Source organism: Luteibacter sp. UNCMF331Sha3.1, from assembly GCF_900109915.1.
Lineage (GTDB): Bacteria > Pseudomonadota > Gammaproteobacteria > Xanthomonadales > Rhodanobacteraceae > Luteibacter.
Genome location: NZ_FOBU01000001.1, coordinates 1,344,461 through 1,367,210, shown reverse-complemented (window position 1 = coordinate 1,367,210; position 22,750 = coordinate 1,344,461). Strand labels below are relative to the sequence as shown.

The 22,750-nt window shown below is 66.5% G+C and carries 25 protein-coding genes, 1 tRNA gene and 1 pseudogene; 13 read left to right on the top strand and 14 right to left on the bottom strand.

The features are described from left to right. Positions 1-66 precede the first annotated feature (66 nt). From bfr to BMX32_RS06100, 3 genes are all read right to left on the bottom strand, one after another. The gene (gene bfr / locus BMX32_RS06110; protein WP_089975649.1) at positions 67-549 is read right to left on the bottom strand and encodes a bacterioferritin; all 483 of its coding nucleotides are present in this window, start codon (positions 547-549) and stop codon (positions 67-69) included. Positions 550-651: 102 nt separating this feature from the next. Then, positions 652-855 carry a (2Fe-2S)-binding protein gene (locus BMX32_RS06105; protein WP_089975646.1) on the bottom strand — a complete coding sequence of 68 codons (204 nt, stop codon included), beginning with the start codon at positions 853-855 and terminating at the stop codon, positions 652-654. Between the two features lie 58 nt (positions 856-913). Continuing rightward, the gene (locus BMX32_RS06100; RefSeq protein ID WP_089975642.1) at positions 914-1,459 is read right to left on the bottom strand and encodes an RNA pyrophosphohydrolase; all 546 of its coding nucleotides are present in this window, start codon (positions 1,457-1,459) and stop codon (positions 914-916) included. Positions 1,460-1,631: 172 nt separating this feature from the next. On the opposite strand from BMX32_RS06100, the gene BMX32_RS06095 reads away from it, so the two are divergent. Next, a tRNA-Met gene (locus tag BMX32_RS06095) sits at positions 1,632-1,708 on the top strand. 112 nt (positions 1,709-1,820) lie between these two features. Here BMX32_RS06095 and BMX32_RS19005 read toward each other — a convergent pair. Then, on the bottom strand, positions 1,821-2,420 hold the full coding sequence (locus BMX32_RS19005) for a LuxR family transcriptional regulator (protein WP_089975639.1): 600 nt from the start codon (positions 2,418-2,420) through the stop codon (positions 1,821-1,823). A 209-nt stretch (positions 2,421-2,629) separates the two neighbouring features. On the opposite strand from BMX32_RS19005, the gene queD reads away from it, so the two are divergent. From queD to BMX32_RS06035, 11 genes are all read left to right on the top strand, one after another. Then, a complete protein-coding gene (queD, locus tag BMX32_RS06085; RefSeq protein WP_089975637.1) occupies positions 2,630-2,986 on the top strand; it encodes a 6-carboxytetrahydropterin synthase QueD in 357 nt (118 codons plus the stop codon). A 93-nt stretch (positions 2,987-3,079) separates the two neighbouring features. Continuing rightward, positions 3,080-3,406, top strand: a complete 327-nt coding sequence (locus BMX32_RS06080; protein WP_139206679.1) for a hypothetical protein — start codon at positions 3,080-3,082, stop codon at positions 3,404-3,406. A 16-nt stretch (positions 3,407-3,422) separates the two neighbouring features. Continuing rightward, a complete protein-coding gene (locus BMX32_RS06075; RefSeq protein WP_244511428.1) occupies positions 3,423-3,941 on the top strand; it encodes an ATP synthase subunit I in 519 nt (172 codons plus the stop codon). A 2-nt stretch (positions 3,942-3,943) separates the two neighbouring features. Continuing rightward, entirely contained in the window at positions 3,944-4,783 is an 840-nt protein-coding gene (gene atpB / locus BMX32_RS06070) for a F0F1 ATP synthase subunit A (protein WP_089975629.1), read from the top strand. An 82-nt stretch (positions 4,784-4,865) separates the two neighbouring features. Further along, complete coding sequence (gene atpE, locus BMX32_RS06065; protein ID WP_089975626.1) at positions 4,866-5,153, top strand: F0F1 ATP synthase subunit C; 288 nt, start codon at positions 4,866-4,868, stop codon at positions 5,151-5,153. An 82-nt stretch (positions 5,154-5,235) separates the two neighbouring features. Next, on the top strand, positions 5,236-5,706 hold the full coding sequence (locus BMX32_RS06060; protein WP_089975624.1) for a F0F1 ATP synthase subunit B: 471 nt from the start codon (positions 5,236-5,238) through the stop codon (positions 5,704-5,706). 2 nt (positions 5,707-5,708) lie between these two features. Continuing rightward, positions 5,709-6,242 carry a F0F1 ATP synthase subunit delta gene (locus BMX32_RS06055; protein ID WP_089975619.1) on the top strand — a complete coding sequence of 178 codons (534 nt, stop codon included), beginning with the start codon at positions 5,709-5,711 and terminating at the stop codon, positions 6,240-6,242. Positions 6,243-6,300: 58 nt separating this feature from the next. Beyond that, a complete protein-coding gene (gene atpA, locus BMX32_RS06050; RefSeq protein ID WP_089975617.1) occupies positions 6,301-7,851 on the top strand; it encodes a F0F1 ATP synthase subunit alpha in 1,551 nt (516 codons plus the stop codon). Positions 7,852-7,913: 62 nt separating this feature from the next. Then, complete coding sequence (atpG, locus tag BMX32_RS06045) at positions 7,914-8,822, top strand: F0F1 ATP synthase subunit gamma (protein ID WP_089975614.1); 909 nt, start codon at positions 7,914-7,916, stop codon at positions 8,820-8,822. A gap of 71 nt (positions 8,823-8,893) precedes the next feature. Then, positions 8,894-10,306 (top strand): F0F1 ATP synthase subunit beta, encoded by a 1,413-nt coding sequence (gene atpD, locus BMX32_RS06040; protein WP_089975612.1) that lies wholly within the window; start codon positions 8,894-8,896, stop codon positions 10,304-10,306. 42 nt (positions 10,307-10,348) lie between these two features. Then, a complete protein-coding gene (locus BMX32_RS06035) occupies positions 10,349-10,774 on the top strand; it encodes a F0F1 ATP synthase subunit epsilon (RefSeq protein ID WP_089975609.1) in 426 nt (141 codons plus the stop codon). A gap of 130 nt (positions 10,775-10,904) precedes the next feature. Here BMX32_RS06035 and BMX32_RS18610 read toward each other — a convergent pair whose 3' ends face one another. Continuing rightward, positions 10,905-11,063 carry a hypothetical protein gene (locus BMX32_RS18610; protein WP_170843571.1) on the bottom strand — a complete coding sequence of 53 codons (159 nt, stop codon included), beginning with the start codon at positions 11,061-11,063 and terminating at the stop codon, positions 10,905-10,907. Positions 11,064-11,222: 159 nt separating this feature from the next. Between BMX32_RS18610 and BMX32_RS06030 the strand changes: the two genes are divergently transcribed. Further along, entirely contained in the window at positions 11,223-11,822 is a 600-nt protein-coding gene (locus tag BMX32_RS06030; protein WP_089975606.1) for a short chain dehydrogenase, read from the top strand. Positions 11,823-11,890: 68 nt separating this feature from the next. Here BMX32_RS06030 and ilvN read toward each other — a convergent pair whose 3' ends face one another. The 9 genes and pseudogenes from ilvN to BMX32_RS05985 all read right to left on the bottom strand — a co-directional run. Beyond that, positions 11,891-12,370: an acetolactate synthase small subunit gene (gene ilvN / locus BMX32_RS06025; RefSeq protein ID WP_089975604.1), complete on the bottom strand. Its 480-nt coding sequence runs from the start codon at positions 12,368-12,370 to the stop codon at positions 11,891-11,893. 1 nt (position 12,371) lies between these two features. Beyond that, positions 12,372-14,237: a biosynthetic-type acetolactate synthase large subunit gene (gene ilvB / locus BMX32_RS06020; RefSeq protein ID WP_244511426.1), complete on the bottom strand. Its 1,866-nt coding sequence runs from the start codon at positions 14,235-14,237 to the stop codon at positions 12,372-12,374. A gap of 78 nt (positions 14,238-14,315) precedes the next feature. Continuing rightward, on the bottom strand, positions 14,316-15,332 hold the full coding sequence (gene ilvC, locus BMX32_RS06015; RefSeq protein WP_089975601.1) for a ketol-acid reductoisomerase: 1,017 nt from the start codon (positions 15,330-15,332) through the stop codon (positions 14,316-14,318). A gap of 82 nt (positions 15,333-15,414) precedes the next feature. Beyond that, positions 15,415-17,145: a dihydroxy-acid dehydratase gene (ilvD, locus tag BMX32_RS06010; protein ID WP_089977012.1), complete on the bottom strand. Its 1,731-nt coding sequence runs from the start codon at positions 17,143-17,145 to the stop codon at positions 15,415-15,417. A 26-nt stretch (positions 17,146-17,171) separates the two neighbouring features. Next, entirely contained in the window at positions 17,172-18,236 is a 1,065-nt protein-coding gene (gene leuB, locus BMX32_RS06005) for a 3-isopropylmalate dehydrogenase (protein ID WP_089975599.1), read from the bottom strand. After that, positions 18,233-18,829 (bottom strand): 3-isopropylmalate dehydratase small subunit, encoded by a 597-nt coding sequence (gene leuD, locus BMX32_RS06000; protein WP_089975596.1) that lies wholly within the window; start codon positions 18,827-18,829, stop codon positions 18,233-18,235. Before leuD ends, leuB begins: the two co-directional genes overlap by 4 nt. Beyond that, positions 18,826-20,241, bottom strand: coding sequence for a 3-isopropylmalate dehydratase large subunit (gene leuC / locus BMX32_RS05995; RefSeq protein WP_089975593.1), 1,416 nt, complete (start codon positions 20,239-20,241; stop codon positions 18,826-18,828). Before leuC ends, leuD begins: the two co-directional genes overlap by 4 nt. After that, positions 20,238-21,185, bottom strand: a complete 948-nt coding sequence (locus tag BMX32_RS05990; RefSeq protein ID WP_089975590.1) for a branched-chain amino acid transaminase — start codon at positions 21,183-21,185, stop codon at positions 20,238-20,240. Before BMX32_RS05990 ends, leuC begins: the two co-directional genes overlap by 4 nt. A 64-nt stretch (positions 21,186-21,249) precedes the next feature. Then, a pseudogene (locus tag BMX32_RS05985) lies at positions 21,250-22,425 on the bottom strand (2-isopropylmalate synthase); the annotation flags it as partial. Between the last annotated feature and the right edge of the window lie 325 nt (positions 22,426-22,750).

Below are 22,750 nucleotides of genomic sequence, written 5' to 3'. Positions count from 1 at the left end.
CGCGGTCCCGGATGGTCAAGGAACGGCACCCCACAACGAAAGAGGCCGCCTTGCGGCGGCCTCTCTTTACGACTTGTCGAGCGATCCGACCTTGCTGAGCATGTACCGCTCGGGGCCGATGTCGGCGATCAGGCTGAACTGCGTCTCCAGCCAGTCGATGTGCTCTTCTTCCTGGCCCAGGATGAACTTGAAGAGGTCGCGGCTGACGAAGTCGTGGATGCCTTCGCTGTATGCGATGGCTTCGCGCAGGTCCTTCGTGGCGATCATCTCGAGGTCGAGGTCGCCCTGCAGGGCTTCGACCACGTTCTCGCCGATCCGCAGCTTGCCGAGATGCTGGAGGTTCGGCAGGCCGTCGAGGAACAGGATCCGCTCGATGAGCTTGTCCGCATGCTTCATCTCCTCGATGGACTCTTCGTACTCGTGCTTGGCCAGCTCGTTGTAGCCCCAGTCCTTGAACATCCTGTAATGCAGGAAGTACTGGTTGATGGCGGCCAGCTCGTTGTAGAGGACCTTGTTGAGGAATTCGATGACCTTCGCGTCGCCCTTCATGAGGGTGTCTCCCTGGAATGCAGGGCACGACTATACGGCGCCGGAAGGCCCGATGACGTAACGAGAATGAAGACGTTTCGCGTCCGCAAAGAGCGGCGCGGATCAGGCCGGGGAGGGCAGGAACGTCAGGGTCGACCGCACGTCGGAGACGGCGTCGCGGAGGCACTGGCGGGCTTCCGGCTCGCATGCACCGCAGCAGTCCGAACAGCCCGTGCGGGCCTGGAGCTCGGCAAAGGTTTCGACGCCCTCGGCCGCGGCGCGGCGGATGGCGTGGTCGGTGACGGCGTTGCACATGCAGATGTACATGGATGCAGATTCGAACGCGAATGCGAACGATTGTCAACTACCGAAATGTGAACGCACCTCAGAGCCCGGCTTCGCGGGCCTGGCGCTCCAGTTCGGCCTGCTGGGGGCAGCGGCCCACCTCGACGCTGCATACCGTCTCGACCGTGGGCGCGAACTGGCGCAGAGCCCGCTCGTAGACCTGGCGCTTGAAGTTGACCACGTGATTGGCGGGGTACCAGAAGTCCACCCAGCGCCAGAGGTCGAATTCGGGCTTCTCGCAGGCGTCGAGACGGAAAGCGTCTTCGCTGCACTTGAGGCGCAACAGGAACCAGACCTGCTTCTGACCGATGCAGGTCGGGCGTTGGTGGTGGCGTACGAAGCGGCTGGGCAGGCGGTAGCGGAGCCAGCCGCGGGTCTCGGCCAGCACTTCCACGTGCTGTTCGAGCAGGCCGGTTTCTTCCTCGAGCTCGCGGTACATGGCCTCCAGCGGGGTTTCGTCGCTGCGCATGCCGCCCTGCGGGAACTGCCAACCGTCGCGATTGACGCGGCGCGCCCAGAACAGGCGCCCGTCTCCATTCAGGAGCACGATCCCCACGTTCGGTCGGTAGCCATCAGCGTCGATCATTCGCCCTCCGCGAACCGTCTCCGGCGGGTCCGGCGGATTTGCCGGAGACCGCTGTTACGGTCGATTCAACCACAGCGCGAGAAGCACGCACAAGGCGCTACTTGAACGGGAGCCTCAGGCCGATTAAACTGCCCGGCCTTCGCGGGTCCGCCTGCGAACGACCAGGTTTCACGGCTAGGTAGCTCAGCTGGTCAGAGCGCGGCACTCATAATGCTGAGGTCGGCGGTTCGAGCCCGCCTCTAGCCACCAGGAAAAAAAGAAAGGCCGCCTCCGGGCGGCCTTTCTTTTTTGGCTCTCTCGCTCGCGATGGGTCCTCGCGGCAAGCACCCATCGCGGCCAAGGCCGCTCCCACAGGAAGAGCCTAAAGGGTCGCTGCTTCTTCCGCACGCGGCGCCATGTCCAGCACCGCCCTCGCCAGTTCCACCGCGTTGTGCACGCGCAGCTTGGCCATGAGGTTGGCGCGATGCAGTTCCACGGTCTTCGGGCTGATGTGCAGTTCGCCCGCGATCGTCTTGTTGAGCTTGCCGCACATGATCCCATCCAGCACCTGCGATTCGCGCCGCGTGAGCGTGACGCCGGGCGGCAGGCAGGCGACCGGCGCGGCCGGGGCCTCGTCAGGCATGCGTGTCGCCCCAGGCAGCGGCATCAGGAATACGGCGTCGAACGCGGTCGGCGGCACGTCGATCACCTGCCGGCTCACCCGGTAGAGGCGGGGCGCCGCGTGCCGGTCCCTGAAGAGGAACTCGCCGGGCTCGGCGGTGGGTTCGAGGTGCGCTTCGAGCCATGCGGGCCCGGCGCGGCCGCGGGTCGTGCCGAATTCGCGCTGGAACGCCGCGTTGATCATCACCGGTTGCCGTCCGTCCTGGCGCCAGACGACGCAGGGCCACGGCAGCGCGGCGAACACTTCCTCGGCCAGGCCGCACACGTGCGGGCTGTCGAGCGAACCACGACCAAGACACATCGAGGCCTCCTGGAGGCTCAAGGACGTATGGCGGGCGATACCCCTCCTCATCGCCGGTTGGTTACCACTGCAACCGCTCGGCGATGAAAAGTCCATGATTCACGAGGTCGGATGCCTCGAAATGCGAACCTCGTCGTGAATACCACTTTCCCGAAAACGCTTACGCGCGCTCGGCTACACTATGCAGTCACCCGTGGAACGTCCTCCCCATGCGCATCTTCAAGACCTTCAACATCGAAGCGGCCCACCGGCTGCCCAACGTGCCCGAGGGCCACAAGTGCTCGCGCCTGCACGGTCATTCCTTTCGCGTCGAGCTGCACGTCGAGGGCGACATCGACCCCGTGCTGGGCTGGGTGATGGATTTCGGCGACCTTAAGGCGCGCTTCCAGCCGCTCTACGATCGCCTCGATCACCATTACCTCAACGACATCGAGGGCCTGGAGAATCCAACGAGCGAGAACCTCGCACGGTGGATCTTCGAGAAGCTGCGGCCCGACGTACCCGGGCTGGCGAAGGTCGTGGTCCACGAGACCTGCACCTCGGGCGCGGAGTTCTCCGCGCGCTGACGGGCTTCCATCGGAGCGCAAGGTTTCGCGGTTGCTGCGTCGCCGCAGACGGGTCTACACTCCGGCACCTCCCCGATCGCCGTGGTCGCATCGATGTCGCATGTAAACGGTTACGCCGATTTTGCCCGCTTCGTCGAACAGGCCGCGGCCGCGCAGGCCCTCGCCTGGCGCGGCATGGAGCGTGTCGCCGACCTGCACCTGCAGGCGATGGAAGGGCACGCGCGCGCCGCCACCGGCCTGATGGCCGATGCGATGGTCGCGCCGGACGCGGCCGCGCTGCATGCCGTACTGGCGCGCGGCGGCGAGCTCCAGCGTGAAGGTGTCGAACGGGCGGCTTCGGCCGCCGGCGACATCCTGGACGTGGCGGTGACGACGGCGACGTCGCTCGGCGCACTGGTCGGTCCGCCCGCCCGGGCCTGATCGACCGCGTCCCCCCGTGAACGACGCGACGCATCGTCGCGCCGGCGGGTGGTTTTGGCCTTTCGCAGCTTGTCCCGTCGTTTACGCGGCTGGTATACTTTTCCAGATTAAACCGTGGCCCGTTGAACCAGCAGGTGCCGCCTTCGAGCGAAACCACGGGAGCCTCGCGTTGCTTAACAGTCTTGCCGCCGGTCGTCACCTGGCTTTGCGCATCGTCATCGCGCAGCTGGTGGTGGCCGTCATAGCGGGACTCGCTTTTTCCCTGCAGGGTCGACCAGCCGCGCTGGCCGCCTTCGGGGGTGCCCTGATCGTCGCCATCGCCACCGCGCTGCTAGCCGCGCGAGCGTTCAGCGCGCTGGGCGGGGCGGGAGCGACGTTCATGAGGTTCCTGGCGGGCATGATCCTTCGCTGGATCGTGCTCATCGGTGGACTGGCGCTCATTCTGGTTCTGTGGAAGCTGCCACCCTTGCCCGCTCTCGTGGGACTGGTGGCCGGCTACGCGGTCAACGTATTTGCATTCAGATTCAAGGGTTGAGCATGGCGAGCGAACCGCAGGGCGGTCTGACCGAATACATCCAGCACCACCTGAACCACATGACGGTGAATTTCAGCGCCGATCATTTCTGGTTCTGGAACCTCCGCGCGGACTCGATCATCATCTCGTTCGTTCTCGGCGCGGCGTTCTGCCTGTGGTTCTGGCTCTACGCCCGCAAGGCGACGTCCGGCGTGCCGTCGAAGGGCCAGGCCCTCGTCGAGCTCGCGATCGAGTTCGTCGACACGCAGGTGAAGGACACGTTCCACGGCGACCGTCGCACGGTCACGCCGCTGGCGCTGTCGATCTTCATGTGGGTGTTCCTCATGAACGCGATGGATCTGCTCCCGGTGGATCTCGCCGGCTGGCTCGTGCACGTGTTCGCGGGTGACGAAGTCGCCCACCACACCTACTTCCGCATGGTGCCCACCGCCGACATCAACACCACCGTGGGCCTCTCGGTCGCCGTGCTGTTCATCGTGATCGGCCACGGTATCAAGGCGAAGGGTGGTTTCGGCTTCGGCAAGGAACTGCTCACCGCCCCGTTCCACGCGTCCAACCCGATCGCCAAGCTCGTGCTGGTGATCCCGAACTTCCTTCTCAACGTCGTCGAAACCCTGTCGAAGCCCGTGTCGCTCGCGATGCGACTGTTCGGCAACATGTACGGCGGCGAACTGGTGTTCATGCTGATTGCCGGTCTGATGGTGAGCTGGATCAGCTTCGTGCCTGGCGTCGTGTTCAACACGGCGTGGGCGATCTTCCACATCCTGATCATCGCCCTCCAGGCGTTCATCTTCATGATGCTGACGATCGTCTACATCGCCACGGCGCGGGAACATCACTAACTCACCGCACCGACGTTAAAGATTTCAGCGCCACCCTTTTCTTTTCCATCCTTTCGCTATTCGTTTATCCCAGGAGAACACCATGGAACTCGCCTCGCTTCTCGCCCACGTCCAGGGCATGACCGCCATCGCCATCGGCGTGATCATCGGTCTCGGCGCGCTCGGCGCCTGTCTCGGTATCGCCGTCATGGGCTCGAAGTTCCTCGAGTCGGCTGCTCGCCAGCCGGAGCTGGTCCCGCTGCTCCAGGGCCGCATGTTCCTGCTCGCCGGCCTGATCGACGCGGCGTTCATCATCGGTCTCGCCGTCGCCCTGCTGTTCGCGTTCTCGAACCCGCTGGTCGGTGTCGTGCGCGCCGCCGTCGGCGGCTAAGCAGCCGTTCGTCTTGTCGCCGTGACCGCTTCCGGTCACGGCGATTTTCAGTACCCAAGCGTTCGGAGTCTTCGGAGAGATCATGGAAATCAACATGACCTTCCTGGGCCAGATGATCTCTTTTGCGATCCTGGTCTGGTTCACCACCAAGTTCATCTGGCCCCAGCTCAACGGTGCCATCGAAGAGCGCCAGAAAAAGGTGGCCGAGGGTCTGGCCGCCGCCGAGCGCGCGCGTGCCGAGCTCAAGGACGCCGACGCCAAGGTCGCCATCGAGATCAAGCAGGCCCGCCAGCAGTCGACCGAGATCATCGATCGCGCGCAGGCGCAGGCCAACCAGATCATCGAGAAGGCCCGCGCCGAGGCGATCGACGAGATCAACCGCCTGAAGGCCTCGGCCCAGGACGAGATCGCCTCGATGGCCCAGCGCGCACGCGAACAGCTGCGTGAGCAGGTCGGTGCGCTCGCCGTGAAGGGTGCGGAGAAGATCGTCCAGCGTGAAATCGATCCGGCGGCCCACAAGGCGCTGCTCGACCAGCTCGCTGCCGAGATCTGATCATGGCCCAGGCGCTCACCCTCGCCCGTCCGTACGCGCGTGCCGCTTTCGAAGTGGCACACGCGTCCGGTGCGCTCGCCGACTGGTCGGCAGCGCTCAACTTCGCCGCCGCGGTCGCGGTCGACCCCCAGGTCGCCGGCCTCGGCAACGATCCGCGCGTGCTGCCCACGCAGCTCGTCGCGATCCATCTTCCGCAGGGCATGGCCGCCGATGCTCCGTTCGCCCGTTTCCTCGAGGAACTGGCGGAGAACGGTCGCATGCACCTGCTGCCCGAAATCGCCGCGCTCTTCGACCAGTACAAGCTGGAGTCCGAGTCGACCCTGAAGGTCAAGGTCACGAGCGCACTGGATCTCGACACGACGCAGGCGGAAACGCTGCGCGCCTCGCTGAAGCGTCGCTTCAAGCGCGAGATCGAACTGGATACGCACGTCGATCCGGCGTTGCTCGGCGGTGTCGTCATCGACACGGGCGAGCAGGTGATCGACGGTTCCGCGCGCGGCCGCCTGCAGCGGCTGGCCAGCGCGCTGACGCACTGATTACGAGCTTCTCATACCACCGGGTGCCGCGAGAGCGGCGCAACCCAAGGAACCGACCATGTCCAGCACCACTCTGAATCCGTCCGAGATCAGCGAGCTGATCAAGACCCGCATCGAGCAGTTCAAGCTCGGCGCCGAGGCACGCAACGAAGGCACGATCATCAGCGTGTCCGACGGCATCGTGCGCATCCACGGCCTGGCCGACGTGATGCAGGGCGAAATGATCGAACTGCCGAACGACACCTACGCGCTGGCGCTGAACCTCGAGCGCGACTCGGTCGGCGCCGTGGTGCTCGGTGAGTACCAGCACCTGCGCGAAGGCGATGCCGCCAAGACCACCGGCCGCATCCTCGAAGTGCCGGTCGGCCCGGGCCTGCTCGGCCGCGTCGTCGATGCGCTCGGCAACCCGATCGACGGCAAGGGTCCGATCGACGCCGTGGGCACCAGCCCGGTCGAGAAGGTCGCGCCGGGCGTCATCTGGCGTCAGTCGGTCGATCAGCCGATGCAGACGGGCTACAAGTCCATCGACTCGATGATCCCGATCGGCCGCGGCCAGCGCGAGCTGATCATCGGCGACCGCCAGACGGGCAAGACCGCCGTCGCGATCGACGCGATCATCAACCAGAAAGACTCCGGCATTAAGTGCATCTACGTCGCCATCGGCCAGAAGCGCAGCTCGATCGCCAACGTCGTGCGCAAGCTGGAAGAGAACGGCGCCCTCGCCAACACGATCGTCGTCGTCGCCTCGGCGTCGGAAGCCGCCGCCCTGCAGTACGTCGCGCCGTATTCCGGCTGCGCCATGGGCGAGTACTTCCGCGACCGTGGTGAAGACGCCCTGATCGTGTACGACGACCTCTCCAAGCAGGCCGTCGCGTACCGCCAGATCTCGCTGCTGCTGAAGCGTCCGCCGGGTCGCGAAGCCTATCCGGGCGACGTGTTCTATCTCCACTCGCGTCTGCTCGAGCGCGCGTCGCGCGTCAGCGCCGAGTACGTCGAGAAGATGACCAACGGCGAAGTGAAGGGCAAGACCGGTTCGCTGACCGCGCTGCCGATCATCGAGACCCAGGCGGGCGACGTGTCGGCGTTCGTTCCGACCAACGTGATCTCGATCACCGACGGCCAGATCTTCCTCGAGACCGATCTGTTCAACGCCGGTATCCGTCCGCCCGTCAACGCCGGTATCTCGGTGTCGCGCGTCGGTGGTGCCGCCCAGACCAAGATCATCAAGAAGCTCTCCGGCGGCGTGAAGCTCGCGCTCGCGCAGTACCGTGAGCTCGCCGCGTTCGCGCAGTTCGCCTCGGATCTCGATGCCGCCACGCGCGCGCAGCTGGACCGCGGTCAGCGCGTCACGGAACTGATGAAGCAGGCGCAGTACTCGCCGCTGTCGATCGCCGAACTCGGCGTGTCGGTCTATGCGGCCGAGAAGGGCTACCTCGACGACCTGCCGGTCAACAAGGTGCTGCCGTTCGAAAAGGGTCTGCACGCCTTCATGCGCCAGAACCACGGCGAACTGATGACGAAGATCGACCACTCGGGCGACTGGGACAAGGACATCGAGGCGACCTTCAAGGCCGCCGCCGACGAGTTCAAGAAGACCGGTAGCTGGTAAGCGACAACCACGCGGGGCGGTTCGCCCGCCCCGCTGCGTCACCCTTTACAGACGAGTAAGCCATGGCAAGCGGCCGCGAAATCAAAACCAAGATCAAGAGCACGCAGAACATGCGCAAGGTGACGCGCGCGCTCGAAATGGTCTCTGCGTCGAAGATCCGCAAGGCGCAGGACCTGATGAAGGCCTCGCGTCCCTACGCACGCCTGATGCGCAAGGTCATCGCGCACGTCGCGCAGGCCAGCACGGACTTCACCCATCCGTTCCTCACCGAACGCGAGAACGTCGCGCGCGTGGGCTTCATCGTGGTGTCGACGGACCGCGGCCTCGCCGGCGGCCTCAACTCCAACCTGTTCCGCCGCACGCTGACGTCGATCCGCGAATGGCAGGACAAGGGCGCGCAGATCGACATCGTCGCCGTCGGTCAGAAGGCCGTGCAGTTCTTCCGCCGGATCAAGGGCGTGAACCTCATCGGTTCGGCCACGCACCTCGGCGAAAAGCCGAAGCTCGAAGACCTCATCGGTGTGATCAAGGTGGTCCTCGATGCCTATTCGGACAACAAGCTCGACCGTGTCTTCCTGGTCTACAACGACTTCGTGAACACGATCGTGCAGAAGCCGACCATCGAGGCGCTGCTGCCGCTGTCGCTCGTCGCGACGGAGCTCGAGAACGCCGAAGGCAACGCGTCCGAGGGTGTGAAGGTCGAGCAGACGCACGACTGGGACTACATCTACGAACCCGATGCGCAGACGGTGCTCGTGCACCTGATGACGCGCTACATCGAGTCGGTGGTGTACCAGGCGGCGCTGGAAAACCTCGCCAGCGAACACGCCGCGCGCATGGTCGCCATGAAGGCCGCGTCGGACAACGCCAACAAGGTCATCGGCGAACTCACGCTGGTCTACAACAAGGCCCGCCAGGCCGCGATTACCCAGGAAATCTCGGAAATCGTCGGCGGCGCCGCCGCTGTTTAACCGAACACGCCATGGCGACGCGAAAGCGGCGCCGCTACAGAACCTAAAGAAGATTCATCCGGAGCACATCCATGAGCCAGGGTAAAGTTGTTCAGATCATCGGCGCGGTCGTCGACGTCGAATTCCCGCGCGACCAGGTACCGCAGGTCTACGACGCACTGAAGATCGACGGCACCGAGATCACCCTCGAAGTGCAGCAGCAGCTCGGTGACGGCATCGTGCGCACGATCGCGCTCGGTTCCACCGATGGCCTGCGCCGCAACCTGATCGCCCGCAACACCGGCGAAGGCATCAAGGTGCCGGTCGGTACCGCCACGCTCGGCCGCATCATGGACGTGCTCGGCAACCCGATCGACGAAGCCGGCCCGATCGGCGAGAAGGAACAGTGGGTCATCCACCGCGAAGCCCCGTCGTACGACGAGCAGGCCGCGGCGAGCGAGCTGCTGGAAACCGGCATCAAGGTCATCGACCTGATGTGCCCGTTCGCCAAGGGCGGCAAGGTCGGCCTGTTCGGCGGCGCCGGCGTCGGCAAGACGGTCAACATGATGGAGCTCATCAACAACATCGCCAAGGCGCACTCGGGTCTGTCCGTGTTCGCCGGCGTGGGTGAGCGTACTCGTGAAGGTAACGACTTCTATCACGAGATGAAGGACTCCAACGTTCTCGACAAGGTCGCGATGGTCTACGGCCAGATGAACGAGCCGCCGGGCAACCGCCTGCGCGTCGCGCTGACCGGCCTGACGATGGCCGAGTACTTCCGCGACGAGAAGGACGCTTCGGGCAAGGGTAAGGACGTCCTGCTCTTCGTCGACAACATCTACCGCTACACGCTGGCCGGTACCGAAGTGTCGGCACTACTGGGCCGCATGCCGTCGGCCGTGGGTTACCAGCCCACGCTGGCCGAGGAAATGGGCGTCCTGCAGGAGCGCATCACCTCGACCAAGACCGGTTCGATCACGTCGATCCAGGCCGTCTACGTTCCCGCGGACGACCTTACCGATCCGTCGCCGGCGACGACCTTCGCGCATCTCGATGCCACGGTCACGCTGAGCCGCGACATCGCCTCGCTGGGTATCTACCCGGCCGTGGATCCGCTGGCCTCCAGCAGCCGTCAGCTCGACGCGTCGGTCATCGGTCAGGAGCACTACGACACCGCGCGCAAGGTGCAGGGCACGCTGCAGCGCTACAAGGAGCTGAAGGACATCATCGCGATCCTCGGCATGGACGAGCTCTCGCCGGAGGACAAGGCCTCCGTGTCCCGCGCCCGCAAGATCGAGCGTTTCTTCTCGCAGCCGTTCCACGTGGCCGAAGTCTTCACCGGCTCGCCGGGCAAGTACGTCCCGCTGAAGGAAACGATCCGCGGCTTCCGCATGATTCTCGACGGCGAGCTGGACTACCTGCCGGAGCAGGCGTTCTACATGGTCGGCGGCATCGACGAAGCCATCAAGAAGGGCGAGGAGATGGGTGCGAAGAAGGCCGCGTAAGCGCCTTTTTCCCCCACTCCCTTTCCAACGGAAGACAAGCCCATGACCCACACCATCCGCGTCGACATCGTCAGCGCCGAAGCCGAGATCTACTCCGGCGAAGCCACGCTCGTGGTCGCCACTGGTGAGCTCGGCGAGCTGGGTATCGCGCCGCGTCACGCTCCGCTGATCACCCGCCTCAAGCCGGGCCACGTGGACGTCGTCGCCGCCAACGGCGAGCGCCAGCAGTTCTACGTGTCCGGTGGCATCCTCGAGGTGCAGCCGCAGGTCGTGACCATCCTCGCCGACACGGCCGCGCGCGCGTCCGATCTCGACGAGGCCGCGGCCCTGAAGGCGAAGGAAGAAGCCGAAGCTGCCCTGGCCAACCGTGGCGAGCAGCTGGACGTCGCCGAGGCGCAGGCCAAACTGGCCGAGGCCCTCGCCCAGCTCCAGGCACTGGAACGCATGCGAAAGACGCTCAAGCACTGAGAAAAACCCCGCCTCGGCGGGGTTTTTTTTCCGCTGGTGGGAGCCAGCCTGCTGGCGAAGGGTGCTTGCGGCAAGCACCCTTCGCCAGCAGGCTGGCTCCCACCAAACGTCTGCAAGCCACTCGCTCCGCTCAGCGCTCCAGCGGCTCGATCGGATCGTTGTCGTCCAGCGGCTCCGGATCCGCGTCGCGCTCCGGCTTGTAGCTTCCCGGCTGGCGGATCTCGTCCTCGGGGCGGTTCTTGCCGGGCTCGGCGAAGGGCGGCTGGGGATTGGTGGGGGTGTACGGCATGGGATCCACTCCGCTGGGGGAAAGCGCCAGACTGCGCACGCGCCGGTGAATCTCCCGGGTACGACCCGTAAAGCTCCGGTGGAGACGCAGGACGTGCCAGCAAGACGGGCCGGTCGGCCCGGCGTATGGTCCCGGCAGACCCAGCAAAGGACAGACACCATGAAAATCCTGCTCATCGGCGCCAGTGGCACCCTCGGCCAGGCCGTCATCGACGAATTGGGCGCGCGTCACGACATCGTGCGCTGCGGACGCACGAGCGGCGACGTCACCGTCGACATGCGCGAGGCATCCAGCGTGGTGGCGATGTTTCGCAAGGTCGGCGACGTCGACGCGGTGGTCTGCGCCGCCGGCAACGTTCCTTTCCTTCCCCTCGCCGAACTGACCGAGACCCGCTATATCGAAGGTCTGCAGGACAAACTGCTCGGTCAGGTCCGGCTGGTGGAATCCGGCACCCGACACGTGCGCGACGGCGGGTCGTTCACGTTGATCAGCGGCATCCTGAGCGAGCAGCCCATCGTGGCGGGAGCGTGCGCGAGCATGGTGAACGGCGCGATCGACGCGTTCGTGCGCGCTGCCGCCATCGAGCTGCCGCGGGGCATCCGCATCAACTCGGTGAGCCCGTCGGTGCTGACCGAATCCATGGAAAGCTACGGCCCGTTCTTCCGCGGCTTCGAGTCCGTATCGGCCGGCCGCGCGGCCATGGCCGTCTCGCGCTCGGTCGAAGGCCGCCAAACGGGGCAGATGTACAAGGTCTGGTAACCGGGCGCCCGTTGCCGGCCTGCCGGCATAAGCACCCACCGCGGCCGAGGCCGCCCCTGCACGAGCCGTCAGGCAGCCACCAGCGGCTGTTCGATGGCCGCGATGCCGCTGCGTGCATGGTCCACCAGCTCGCCGACGCGATGCATCGCGTCGAGGATCAGGTCGATCTCGTCCGCGCGTCCGGTGTACTCCACCACGGAATGCGAGCCCTGTCGCTGGAGGAGACGCGCACCGAAGCGGGCGAGAAGGGCATCCACGGCGCTCACGTCACCGTCGATGCGCGCCACGAGCAGTTCACGCTCCACGTGCTCGCGGCCGGTGAGTTCGGCGATCTCGATCACGTCCACGAGCTTGGACGATTGCTTGACGATCTGTTCCACGACGGCATCGTCGCCGAAGACCACCAGCGTGAGTCGGGAAGCGTCCTCGTGCAGCGTGGCCGCGACGGTGAGGGATTCGATGTTGTAGCCACGCGAGGCGAACAGGCCGGCGACCCGCGCGAGCGCTCCCGCTTCGTTCTGCAGCAGCATGGAGATCAGGTGGCGCATGTCAGAACATCCCTGTCGGTTCGGTCGCGCTCGCGACGGGCGTGCTGCGACTGGCGATCCAGTCGCCCGTGATCATCTCGGCGTATGTCGCGCCAGGGCCCACCATCGGATACACGCCGGCATCCGGGTCGATGACGACCTCGAGGAACGCGGGTCCGTCGAAGGCGAGGAAATCGGCGACGGTGCTCTCGATCGCGGCGGGATCGACGAGACGCTGCGCCCACTCGAAGCCATCGGCCTGCGCGGCGCGCACGAAGTCCTTCTTGTGCAGGCTCTTGTCGGACGCGGAGAAGCGCCCCTTGAAGAACAGTTTCTGCCACTGGCGCACCATGCCGTCGCCGCTGTTGTTCAGCACGACGACCTTCACCGGCAGGCCATAGGTGGTGACCGTCTCCAGCTCGCCGATGTTCATGCGAATGCTCGCGTCGCCGTCGATATCGATGACCACGCGATCGCGCCGCGCGAACTGCGCGCCGATCGCGGCGGGCAGGCCGAAGCCCATCGTGCCCATCGAGCCCGACGTGAGCCAGTGGCGTGGCTCGCGGAAGTCGAAGTATTGCGCGGCCCACATCTGATGCTGGCCGACACCGGTGCTGATGATCGCGCGTCCATCCGTGATGCGATTGATCGCCTCGATCACCGCGCAGGGCTGGATCGTTTCGCTGTCGCGGCAGAAGTTCATGGAGTGACGTGTCTTGAGCGCGGCCACATGGTCGAGCCACTCACTGTAGTCGGGCCCGAATCCGTGCTGCCTGCCGTAGGCGGTGAGGCGCGAAAGTGCGACGTCGAGCGTGCCGACGTGATGCCAGTCGGCACCCTTCACCTTGCCGATCTCCGCCGGGTCGATGTCGATCTGCGCGATGGTGCGTGCCTTCGGTGCGAACTTCGCCGGCACGCCGACGACACGATCGTCGAAGCGCGCACCCAGGGCCAGCACGAAATCGCAGTCGTCCATCGCGTAATTCGCATACGCGGCGCCATGCATGCCCAGCATGTCGAGCGCCAGCGGATCGGTGGTGTCGAAGCCGCCGATGCCCATCAATGTCGTCACGACCGGGATGCCGAACGCATGCGCGAAGTCGTGCAGTGCTTCCGAGGCGCCTGCGGAAACCACACCGCCGCCCGCGTAGATCAACGGCCGCGAGGCACGGCCGAGCGCCGCGAAGAAGCGTGCGCATTCCGCATCGGCGATGGTCGCGGCTTCCACCGCGCGCAGGCGCGAGCGGTAACCGCGCACCGGCAGTTCCCGGCCGCCGTCGAAAACGAGCGGCGCGTTCTGCACGTCCTTGGGGATGTCGACCACCACGGGGCCGGGACGGCCGCTGCGAGCGATGTGGAAGGCGGTGCGCAGCGTGGCTTCGAGCGATGCCGCGTCGGTCACCAGGAAGACGTGCTTGGCGCACGATCCCATGATGGTGCTGATCGGTGCTTCCTGAAACGCATCGGTGCCGATGGAACCCGTCGGCACCTGTCCGCTGATCACCACCAGCGGTATGGAGTCCGCCATCGAGTCGCGCACCGGCGTCACGGCGTTCGTCGCACCGGGACCCGACGTGACCAGCGCCACGCCGACGCGTCCGGACGCGCGGGCGTACCCGGCCGCCATGAAACATGCGCCCTGTTCGTTGGCGGGCACGATCAACGGCATCGGATCCGAGCCGTCGTCGCGCGGGTGCGCCGCGTTGAAACGGAATACCGCGTCGTACACGGGAAGGATGGCGCCGCCGGAATAGCCAAAGAGGACATCGAGACCTTCGTCGGCGAGTACCTGCACGACGATGTCCGCGCCGGTCAGGGTGCGGCCGGCCAGGGGATGGGTCGAGGTGGGCCGGCGAATGTCGCCGACGGTGTCCGGTTGGGCGTTCACGGTGTTCGGTTCCTCTGGATCTCGGCAAGCATCGGGAGCCTTCGGGCGGGAGCGCGCTCCCGCCCGAGGACAGGGTCGTCAACCGGCCTTGGCGGGCTCGGTCGCCTTCGGCTGGTTGGCGGCGAGCCACGGCATGCGTGCACGAAGCTGTGCGCCGACCTTCTCGATCGGGTGATCGAGATCCTTCTGCTTGAGCGCTTTGTAGTTCGGTAGGCCGGCCTTGTACTCGGCGGTCCACTCACGGGCGAACGTACCGTCCTGGATTTCCGTGAGCACGGCTTTCATGCGTTCCTTGGTGCTCTCGTCGACGACGCGCGGGCCGCGCGTGTAATCGCCGTACTGCGCGGTTTCGGAGATGAACTCGAGCATGCGCGCGATGCCGCCTTCGTAGAACAGGTCGACGATCAGCTTCAGCTCGTGCATCACCTCGTAGTACGCGATCTCCGGACGGTAGCCCGCCTCGACGAGCGTCTCGAAACCCTTCAGTACCAACTCCGTCGCGCCGCCGCACAGCACGGCCTGCTCGCCGAAGAGATCCGTTTCGGTTTCTTCCTTGAAGTCGGTCTCGATGAGCATCGCGCGCGCACCGCCGATGCCGGCCGCGTACGCGGTCGCGCGCTCGGTGGCGTGGCCCGTGGCATCCTGGTGCACGGCGTAGAGGCAGGGCACGCCACGACCGATCTCGTATTCGCGACGGACGAGCGCGCCCGGGCCCTTCGGCGCGACGAGCACGACGTCGATGTCGGCACGCGGCTGGATCTGTCCGAAGTGCACGTTGAAACCATGGGCGAACAGCAGCGTCGCGCCCGGCTTCATGTTCGCTTCGATGGCGTCCTTGTAGATGCCCGGTTGCGTCATGTCCGGTGTGAGCACGGCGACGAGGTCGGCCTCGCGCACCGCCTCGGCGGGCTCGGCGACGGCGAACCCATCGACGTAGGCACGGTTCCACGACGGACCGCCGGGACGCAGCCCGACGACGACATCGAGGCCGGAATCCTTCAGATTGAGCGCGTGCGCGCGGCCCTGGCTGCCGTAGCCGAGCACGGCGATACGGGCGTTCTGCAAGGGGGCGGTGGTGGCTTGCTTGTCGGTCATGGGTGTCTCCTCGGAAATCGGGCTTCGTGTAGGCGATGCTTTGGTGGGAGCCAGCAGGCTGGCCTCCACCCTTCGGGGTTCGTCAGTTGCCGATCAATTCCTGCGTCATGTCTTCGTCCTCGATCTCGCGGCGTACCCGCGCACTCGGGGCCGGCGCGTCGTCGAAGGCCTGGGTCACCGCGCCTTCGGCGGCGGAGCCGACCAGACGTGCGTACTTCGCGAGCACGCCGCGCGTGACTTTCGGTGCCATCGGACGCCACGCCGCACGGCGCGACGCGAGGTCCGCATCGGTGCGCAGCTCGCGCGTCGACGCGTCGATGAAGATCGCGTCGCCTTCGCGCAGCAGGCCGATCGGTCCGCCGCGTGCGGCTTCGGGGGCGATGTGTCCCACCATGAAACCGTGCGTCGCGCCGCTGAAGCGTCCGTCGGTGATCAGGGCCACGTCGTTGCCGAGGCCACGTCCGACCAACGCCGCGGTGACGGCGAGCATCTCGCGCATGCCCGGCCCGCCCGCGGGACCTTCGTTGCGGATGACCATGACGTCGCCGGCGCGGATGCGTCCGGCCTGCACGGCGGCGAAGGCCTCTTCTTCGCTTTCGAACACGCGCGCGGGACCGGCGTGGCTGGTGCGACCGTGGCCGGCGAGCTTGAGGATGCAACCCTCGGGCGACAGGTTGCCGTACAGGATGCTGTAGCCGCCGCGCGGCTTGAACGGCGCGTCGACGCTGCGGACCACCTGCTGCCCGTCGGTCGCGGCGGGCGCCGCGTCGAGTTCCGCGAACAGCGTGCGACCCGTCACGGTGGGCGTGTCGACAAGCATGCCGGCGTCGCGCAGCGCCCGTGCGACCACGGCGGTGCCGCCGGCGGCCGTCAGTTCCACGGCGCTGTAACGTCCGCCCGGTTTGAGATCGGCGATGACCGGCGTGTGCGCCGAGGCGGGCTCGAAATCCTCGATCGACAACGGCACGCGTGCTTCGTTGGCCATGGCGAGCAGGTGCAGCACGGCGTTCGTCGAACCCGCCGTCGCGGCGACCATGCGTGCCGCGTTGTCGAAGGCGGCACGCGTCATCACGTCGCGAGGGCGACGGTTCGCGTCGAGGCATTGCATGGCGAGCTCACCGCAACGGAACGCGGCGTCGCGCTTGCCCGCATGCGTCGCGGGGATGTCGTTGAGGCCCACCGGCGAGAGACCCAGCGTGGTCAGTACCATCGCCATCGTGTTGGCGGTGAACTGCCCGCCGCAGGCACCGGCGCCGGGACAGGCGTGGCGTTCCACGTCGTCCAGCTCGGCGTCGTCGATCTTTCCGGCGCCGTGCGCGCCGACGGCTTCGAACACTTCCTGCACCGTGATCGGGCAGCCGTTGCGGCTGCCGTGATCGATGCTGCCGCCGTAGAGTGCGACACCGGGGATGTTCAGGCGCGCCAGCGCCATGGCGGCGGCGGGGATCGTCTTGTCGCAGCCGCACAGCACCACCATCGCGTCGAGGCAGTGACCGTCGACGGCGAGTTCGATGGAATCCGCGATGATCTCGCGGCTGACCAGCGACGAGCGCATGCCCGACGTACCCATGGCGATGCCGTCGGTGACGGCGATGGTGTTGAATTCGACGGGCGTGCCGCCGGCCGCGCGCACGCCTTCGGCAGCCGCCTCGGCGAGATCGCGCAGGTTGAGGTTGCAGGGCGACACGTTCGACCAGCTGTGGACGATCGCCACCATCGGCCTCGCGATGGCGTCGTCGTCCAGGCCGGTGGCGCGCAGCATCGCGCGCGCCGGGGCACGATCGGGGCCGGTCTTGATCGCGTCGCTGCGCAGCGTGCGGATGGGAATCTTCTTCGTGTTCATGCGGCCTCCGCGTTGGCCTGGCAGGCATCCAGCACGGCGCGGGTGACGGCATGCGTGGTTGCCGTGCCGCCGAGGTCGCGCGTCAGGTTGCCGTGTTCGAGCACATGGTCGACCGCGGCCTCGACCGCCGCGGCTTCGTCCGGCAGACCCAGCGAATGACGCAGGAGCATCGCCGCCGAAAGGATCGTGCCCAGGGGATTCGCGAGCGCCTGGCCGGCGATGTCGGGCGCCGAGCCGTGGATGGGTTCGTAGACGCCAGCGCCCGGCCCCCCGACGGACGCGGACGGCGACAGACCCAGCGACCCGGCGAGCACCGAGGCCTCGTCGGTCAGGATGTCGCCGAACATGTTCTCGGTCACGATCACGTCGTAGTCCGCGGGGCGCGTCAGCAGGTGCATCGCCATCGAATCGACGAGCTGGTGTTCGAGTTCGACATCCGGGTATTCCGCGCCGATGCGCGTGGCGACCGAACGCCATAGCCGCGAGGTCTCGAGCACGTTCGCCTTGTCGACCGAGGTGACCTTCTTACGGCGCGTGCGCGCCAGTTCGAACGCGTGGCGCACGACACGCTCGACCTCGGCGACGCTGTAGCGGCACTCGTCCGTCGCATCGTCGTCGCTGCGTGTCTTCGCGCCGAAATAGATGCCGCCCGTGAGCTCGCGGATGAACACCAGGTCGACACCCTTCGTGCGTTCCGGCTTCAGCGGCGACAGCGCCGCGGTGCGCGGGTGCAGCTTCAGCGGACGCACGTTGGCGAAGACGCCGAGCAGCTTGCGCATCGCGAGCAGGCCCTGCTCGGGGCGGACCGACGCGTGGGGATCCGACCATTTCGGACCGCCGACCGCGCCGAGCAGGATGGCGTCGGCGGCCAGCAGCGCCTCGCGCGTGGCGGGCGGCAGCGGGTCGCCGAAGCGATCGATGGCGTCGCCGCCGATCGCATGTTCGGTGAAGGTGAAATCGTGACCGAAGCGCTCGGCTACCTGGCGCAGGACGGCCACGCCGGCGGCGGCCACTTCCGGGCCGATGCCGTCGCCGGGGAGTACGACGATGGAAGCCTTCATGCGGCTTTCTCCTGTTGCTGTTCGAAGGCGGTGATGTCGTCCTCCTGCTGCAGCAGGAAGCCCAGCTGGTCCACGCCGTTGAGGAGGCAGTGGCGCGAGAACGCGTCGAGGTCGAAGCGGATCGTTCCGCCATCGGGCACGCGGATCGTGCCGTCGGCGATGTCGATGCGCAGTTCCGCGCCCGGGTTGTCGAGCAGCCACCGGTGCTCCGCGTCGCTGACGACGATGGCGAGCAGGCCGTTCTTCAGCGCGTTGCCGCGGAAGATGTCCGCGATCTCGCTGGAGATCACCGCGTGGATGCCGTAGTCGAGGAGGGCCCACGGCGCGTGTTCGCGCGACGAGCCGCAGCCGAAGTTGCGTCCGGCGACGAGGATCGAGCAACCGCGTGCCTGCGGCTGGTTGAGCGGAAACGCGGGGTCGTCGCTGCCGTCGGCGGCATAGCGCCAGTCCTCGAAGCAGTGCTTGCCGAGGCCCGTGCGTTCCGTCGTGGTGAGGAAGCGCGCGGGGATGATCCGGTCGGTGTCGATGTTTTCGTCGCGCAGCACCGCGGTGCGCGAGTGCACGTAGGCGAGCGGGCGGCTGGTCTGGCTCATGCGGCGACTTCCTGGTTCATGTAGTCGCGCGGATCGGCGACGTGGCCCGCCACGGCGGATGCGGCGGCGACGAGCGGGCTGGCGAGGACGGTACGTGCGCCCTTGCCTTGCCGGCCTTCGAAATTGCGGTTGCTCGTGGCGACGACGAGCTGCCCGGGTTGGGCGAGATCGCCGTTCATCGCGATGCACATGGAGCAGCCGGGCTGGCGCCACTCCGCACCGGCGGCGCGGAACACTTCGTGCAGGCCTTCCTGCTCCGCATCGCGGCGCACCTGCTCCGAGCCCGGAACGACGAGCATGCGCACGCCGCTGGCGACGCGGCGCCCACGCAGGATGCCCGCGGCGGCGCGCAGATCGGACAGGCGACCGTTCGTGCAGCTGCCGATGAAGACGACGTCGACGGCTTCGCCGGCGATCGGTTTGCCCGCGGTCACCTTCATGTAGTCGAGCGCACGCTGTTCGATGGCGTCGGCCGCGGCCGGCACCGGTGCGTGGATCGACACGACCATGCCCGGATGCGTGCCGTACGTGACCGATGGCTGGATCGACGACGCGTCGATCCGGACCTCGCGGTCGTAACGAGCGCCCTCGTCGCTGGGCAGGGTGCGCCACTGTGCCACCGCGCGATCCCAGGCCTCGCCCTTCGGCACGCGTTCGCGGGCCTCGAGCCACGCGAACGTGGTCTCGTCCGGCGCGATCAGGCCGGCCCGTGCGCCGGCTTCGATCGACATGTTGCACACCGTCATGCGCTCTTCCATCGACAGCGCGCGGATCGCTTCGCCGGTGTACTCCAGCACGTGACCCGTACCACCGCCGATGCCGATCTGCCCGATGATGTGCAGGATCAGGTCCTTCGCCGTCACGCCGTCCTGCAGCGCGCCGTCGACATGGATGGCGAACGACTTCGGCTTGCGCTGGAGCAGGCACTGCGTCGCCAGCACGTGGCCGACCTCGGTCGTGCCGATACCGAAGGCCAGTGCGCCGAACGCGCCGTGCGTCGCGGTGTGGCTGTCGCCGCAGACGATGGTCATGCCCGGCTGCGTCGCGCCGACCTCGGGTCCTGCGACATGCACGATGCCGCGCTGCGGACTGTCCCAGCCCATCAGGTCGACACCGAACTCGCGGACGTTGGCTTCGAGCTTCGCGACCTGCGCTTCCGCTTCCTTCGTGAAGTAGGGGCGCTTGCCGTCGGCATCGGGCGGCAGCGTCGGCGTGGAATGGTCCAGCGTCGCCAGCGTGCGATCGGGACGACGCACCTTCAGCCCGCGTCCGCGCAGCTCGTCGAACGCCTGCGGCGAGGTGACTTCGTGCACGAGGTGCAGATCGATGTACAGCACGCCGGGCGTGCTGTCGGTCTCGGCCTTCACCTGGTGTGCGTCCCACAGCTTGTCGAACAACGTGCGCGCGCTCATGCCGCGGCCCTCCCGCTGGTCGCTTCTTCCACCGGCGTGAGCCAGCCCCAGCGGTCCTCCGTGCGGCCGTCGAACAGGCCGAAGAAGGCGTCCTGCAACTGGCGCGTCACCGGACCCGGGCGTCCGCTGCCGACCGGCTTGCGATCGACCGAGCGCACCGCGGTCACTTCGGCGGCCGTACCGGTCATGAACACTTCGTCGGCGAAATAGAGCATCTCGCGCGGCAGCGGCTGTTCGACGACGTCGAAACCGCGATCGCGCGCCAGCGTCAGCACGGCGTCGCGCGTGATGCCGCAGAGGATCGACGACGCCGCCGGCGGCGTGTAGATCGTGCCCTTGCGCACGATGAACAGGTTCTCGCCGGCGCCTTCGCTGAGCAGGCCGTCCGTTCCCAGCGCGATGCCTTCCGCGAAACCGCCGTTGATCGCTTCGCGCGCGATCAGCTGGCTGTTGAGGTAATTGCCGCCGGCCTTCGCGCCGCTCGGATAGGTATTGGGTGCGGCGCGGTTCCACGACGACACGCAGACGTCGACCCCTTTCTCGATCGCATCGGCGCCGTGGTACGCGCCCCAGGGAAGGGCGATGATCGCGACGTCGACCGCGGTATCGAGCGACGGCGCCAGGCTGAAGGTGAAGCCGCTACGGAACACGATCGGGCGGACGTACGCGGACTTCAGCCCGTTCGCGGTGATCACCTCGCGGCATGCGCGGTTGATCGTCGCGGCATCGTAGGCGATCGACAGATCGTAGATGCGCGCCGAATGGAACAGCCGCTCGGTGTGTTCGTCCAGGCGGAAATAGCGCGGGCCGTCGGGCGTATCGTAGACGCGAATGCCTTCGAACACGGAGGATCCGTAATGCAGCGCATGCGCGCCCACATGCACGGTGGCGTCGGCCCAGGTCTTGATGCGACCGTTGTGCCAGAGATGGGTCGGGGCTTCCATGGATCCTCCTTCAGGACTCGACCGCGACGCGCGCGGCGGATTGGGTTTCTTCGAAGTCGCGCATCAGTGCGACGAGATCGTCGTTGGTGACCGAGCGCTGGCTGTCGGCCAGCACCTTGAAACGGTCGAAAACGGTGTCGAGCGTCGCGTCGTCGAGTTCGAATTCCAGTTCGGCGAGGCGCTGACGCAGCGCGTGCCGGCCGGAATGCTTGCCCAGCACCAGCGACGTCTTCGCGCCGACGTCCTGCGGGCGCATGATTTCGTAGGTGCCGCGATGCTTCAGCATGCCGTGCTGGTGGATGCCGGACTCGTGGGCGAACGCGTTGTCGCCGACGATGGCCTTGTTACGGGGCACCGGCTGCCCGGTGACCTCGGCCAGCAGTCGCGACGTCGGAAACAGGTGGCGGGTGACGATGCCGGTATCGACTTCGAAGAGCGGGCGACGCGTGTGCAGCGCCATGACCACTTCCTCCAGCGCCGCGTTGCCTGCGCGCTCGCCGATACCGTTGATCGTGCATTCCACCTGGCGCGCGCCCGCGGCGATCGCGGCGAGGCTGTTCGCCACCGCCATGCCGAGATCGTCATGGCAGTGCGCGGAGAAGACGACGCGGTCGGCGCCGCGCACGTGCTCACGCAGGTACGTGAACATGCGCGTGATCTCGTTGGGGGTGACGTAACCGACGGTGTCGGGAGCGTTGAGTACGCAGGCGCCGGCTTCGACGGCGACCGAGAAGATCTCGGCGAGGAATTCCGGCTCGGTGCGCAGCGCGTCTTCGGCGGAGAATTCGACTTCGTGTGCGAGGCCCCGGGCCCGCTGGATCGCCTCGGCGGCGATGTCGATGACTTCCTGCCTGCTCTTGCCGAGCTTGTGTTCGCGGTGCAGGGGAGAGGTGGAGAGGAACAGGTGGATGCGTGATCGGTGCGCGTCTTGTAACGCTCTTCCCGCACTGTCGATGTCGGTGCTCTGACATCGGGCCAATGCGGCGATCGTGGGGGTCTTCAGTGACCTCGCGATCTCCGCGACCGCGGCGAAGTCGTCGGGTGAGGCCTGCGGAAAGCCGGCCTCGATGATGTCGACGCCCAGTTCTTCCAGGGCATGCGCCATGCGCATCTTCGCGCGACGGTCCATCGAGAAGCCGGGGGCTTGCTCGCCGTCGCGCAAGGTGGTGTCGAAGATGCGCACGCGCCCGCCTACGTCGCTGTCGACGGCGTCGGTGCTGCCCTGGTTCGCTGGGTTCATGATCTGGCTCCGCTCGTTGATGAGGCGGGCCGGGCAATAAAAAACCCCGCATCCGTTTCCGGGTGCGGGGTTCTTCGGGAGTCTTCAGGTTATTTCGTTTTCACCTGGACACTTGCCCTCAGCCCGCACCTCCGCAGGTAATAAGTACAAGGCTAAGAAGAAGGAGACCGCTGCCGGAACGCAGCGTGCCGTTGACCGGCGTAAGTCGGTCGATGGCTAAACGGTCATGGGTGTTGCGCTGCGTCATGTGGTCGACCGTAAGTCACCTCGTCGACGCGTGTCAACACTTTCGAACGAAACTTTCTCGGAAGACGTCTGGACGTCC

What these genes read in the sequence shown, in the direction of transcription:
- bfr (WP_089975649.1), bottom strand. Translation starts at nt 549, where the DNA reads ATGAAGGGCGACGCGAAGGTCATCGAATTCCTCAACAAGGTCCTCTAC.
- BMX32_RS06105 (WP_089975646.1), bottom strand. Translation starts at nt 855, where the DNA reads ATGTACATCTGCATGTGCAACGCCGTCACCGACCACGCCATCCGCCGC.
- BMX32_RS06100 (WP_089975642.1), bottom strand. Translation starts at nt 1,459, where the DNA reads ATGATCGACGCTGATGGCTACCGACCGAACGTGGGGATCGTGCTCCTG.
- BMX32_RS19005 (WP_089975639.1), bottom strand. Translation starts at nt 2,420, where the DNA reads ATGTGTCTTGGTCGTGGTTCGCTCGACAGCCCGCACGTGTGCGGCCTG.
- queD (WP_089975637.1), top strand. Translation starts at nt 2,630, where the DNA reads ATGCGCATCTTCAAGACCTTCAACATCGAAGCGGCCCACCGGCTGCCC.
- BMX32_RS06080 (WP_139206679.1), top strand. Translation starts at nt 3,080, where the DNA reads ATGTCGCATGTAAACGGTTACGCCGATTTTGCCCGCTTCGTCGAACAG.
- atpB (WP_089975629.1), top strand. Translation starts at nt 3,944, where the DNA reads ATGGCGAGCGAACCGCAGGGCGGTCTGACCGAATACATCCAGCACCAC.
- atpE (WP_089975626.1), top strand. Translation starts at nt 4,866, where the DNA reads ATGGAACTCGCCTCGCTTCTCGCCCACGTCCAGGGCATGACCGCCATC.
- BMX32_RS06060 (WP_089975624.1), top strand. Translation starts at nt 5,236, where the DNA reads ATGGAAATCAACATGACCTTCCTGGGCCAGATGATCTCTTTTGCGATC.
- BMX32_RS06055 (WP_089975619.1), top strand. Translation starts at nt 5,709, where the DNA reads ATGGCCCAGGCGCTCACCCTCGCCCGTCCGTACGCGCGTGCCGCTTTC.
- atpA (WP_089975617.1), top strand. Translation starts at nt 6,301, where the DNA reads ATGTCCAGCACCACTCTGAATCCGTCCGAGATCAGCGAGCTGATCAAG.
- atpG (WP_089975614.1), top strand. Translation starts at nt 7,914, where the DNA reads ATGGCAAGCGGCCGCGAAATCAAAACCAAGATCAAGAGCACGCAGAAC.
- atpD (WP_089975612.1), top strand. Translation starts at nt 8,894, where the DNA reads ATGAGCCAGGGTAAAGTTGTTCAGATCATCGGCGCGGTCGTCGACGTC.
- BMX32_RS06035 (WP_089975609.1), top strand. Translation starts at nt 10,349, where the DNA reads ATGACCCACACCATCCGCGTCGACATCGTCAGCGCCGAAGCCGAGATC.
- BMX32_RS18610 (WP_170843571.1), bottom strand. Translation starts at nt 11,063, where the DNA reads ATGCCGTACACCCCCACCAATCCCCAGCCGCCCTTCGCCGAGCCCGGC.
- BMX32_RS06030 (WP_089975606.1), top strand. Translation starts at nt 11,223, where the DNA reads ATGAAAATCCTGCTCATCGGCGCCAGTGGCACCCTCGGCCAGGCCGTC.
- ilvN (WP_089975604.1), bottom strand. Translation starts at nt 12,370, where the DNA reads ATGCGCCACCTGATCTCCATGCTGCTGCAGAACGAAGCGGGAGCGCTC.
- ilvC (WP_089975601.1), bottom strand. Translation starts at nt 15,332, where the DNA reads ATGACCGACAAGCAAGCCACCACCGCCCCCTTGCAGAACGCCCGTATC.
- leuB (WP_089975599.1), bottom strand. Translation starts at nt 18,236, where the DNA reads ATGAAGGCTTCCATCGTCGTACTCCCCGGCGACGGCATCGGCCCGGAA.
- leuD (WP_089975596.1), bottom strand. Translation starts at nt 18,829, where the DNA reads ATGAGCCAGACCAGCCGCCCGCTCGCCTACGTGCACTCGCGCACCGCG.
- leuC (WP_089975593.1), bottom strand. Translation starts at nt 20,241, where the DNA reads ATGAGCGCGCGCACGTTGTTCGACAAGCTGTGGGACGCACACCAGGTG.
- BMX32_RS05990 (WP_089975590.1), bottom strand. Translation starts at nt 21,185, where the DNA reads ATGGAAGCCCCGACCCATCTCTGGCACAACGGTCGCATCAAGACCTGG.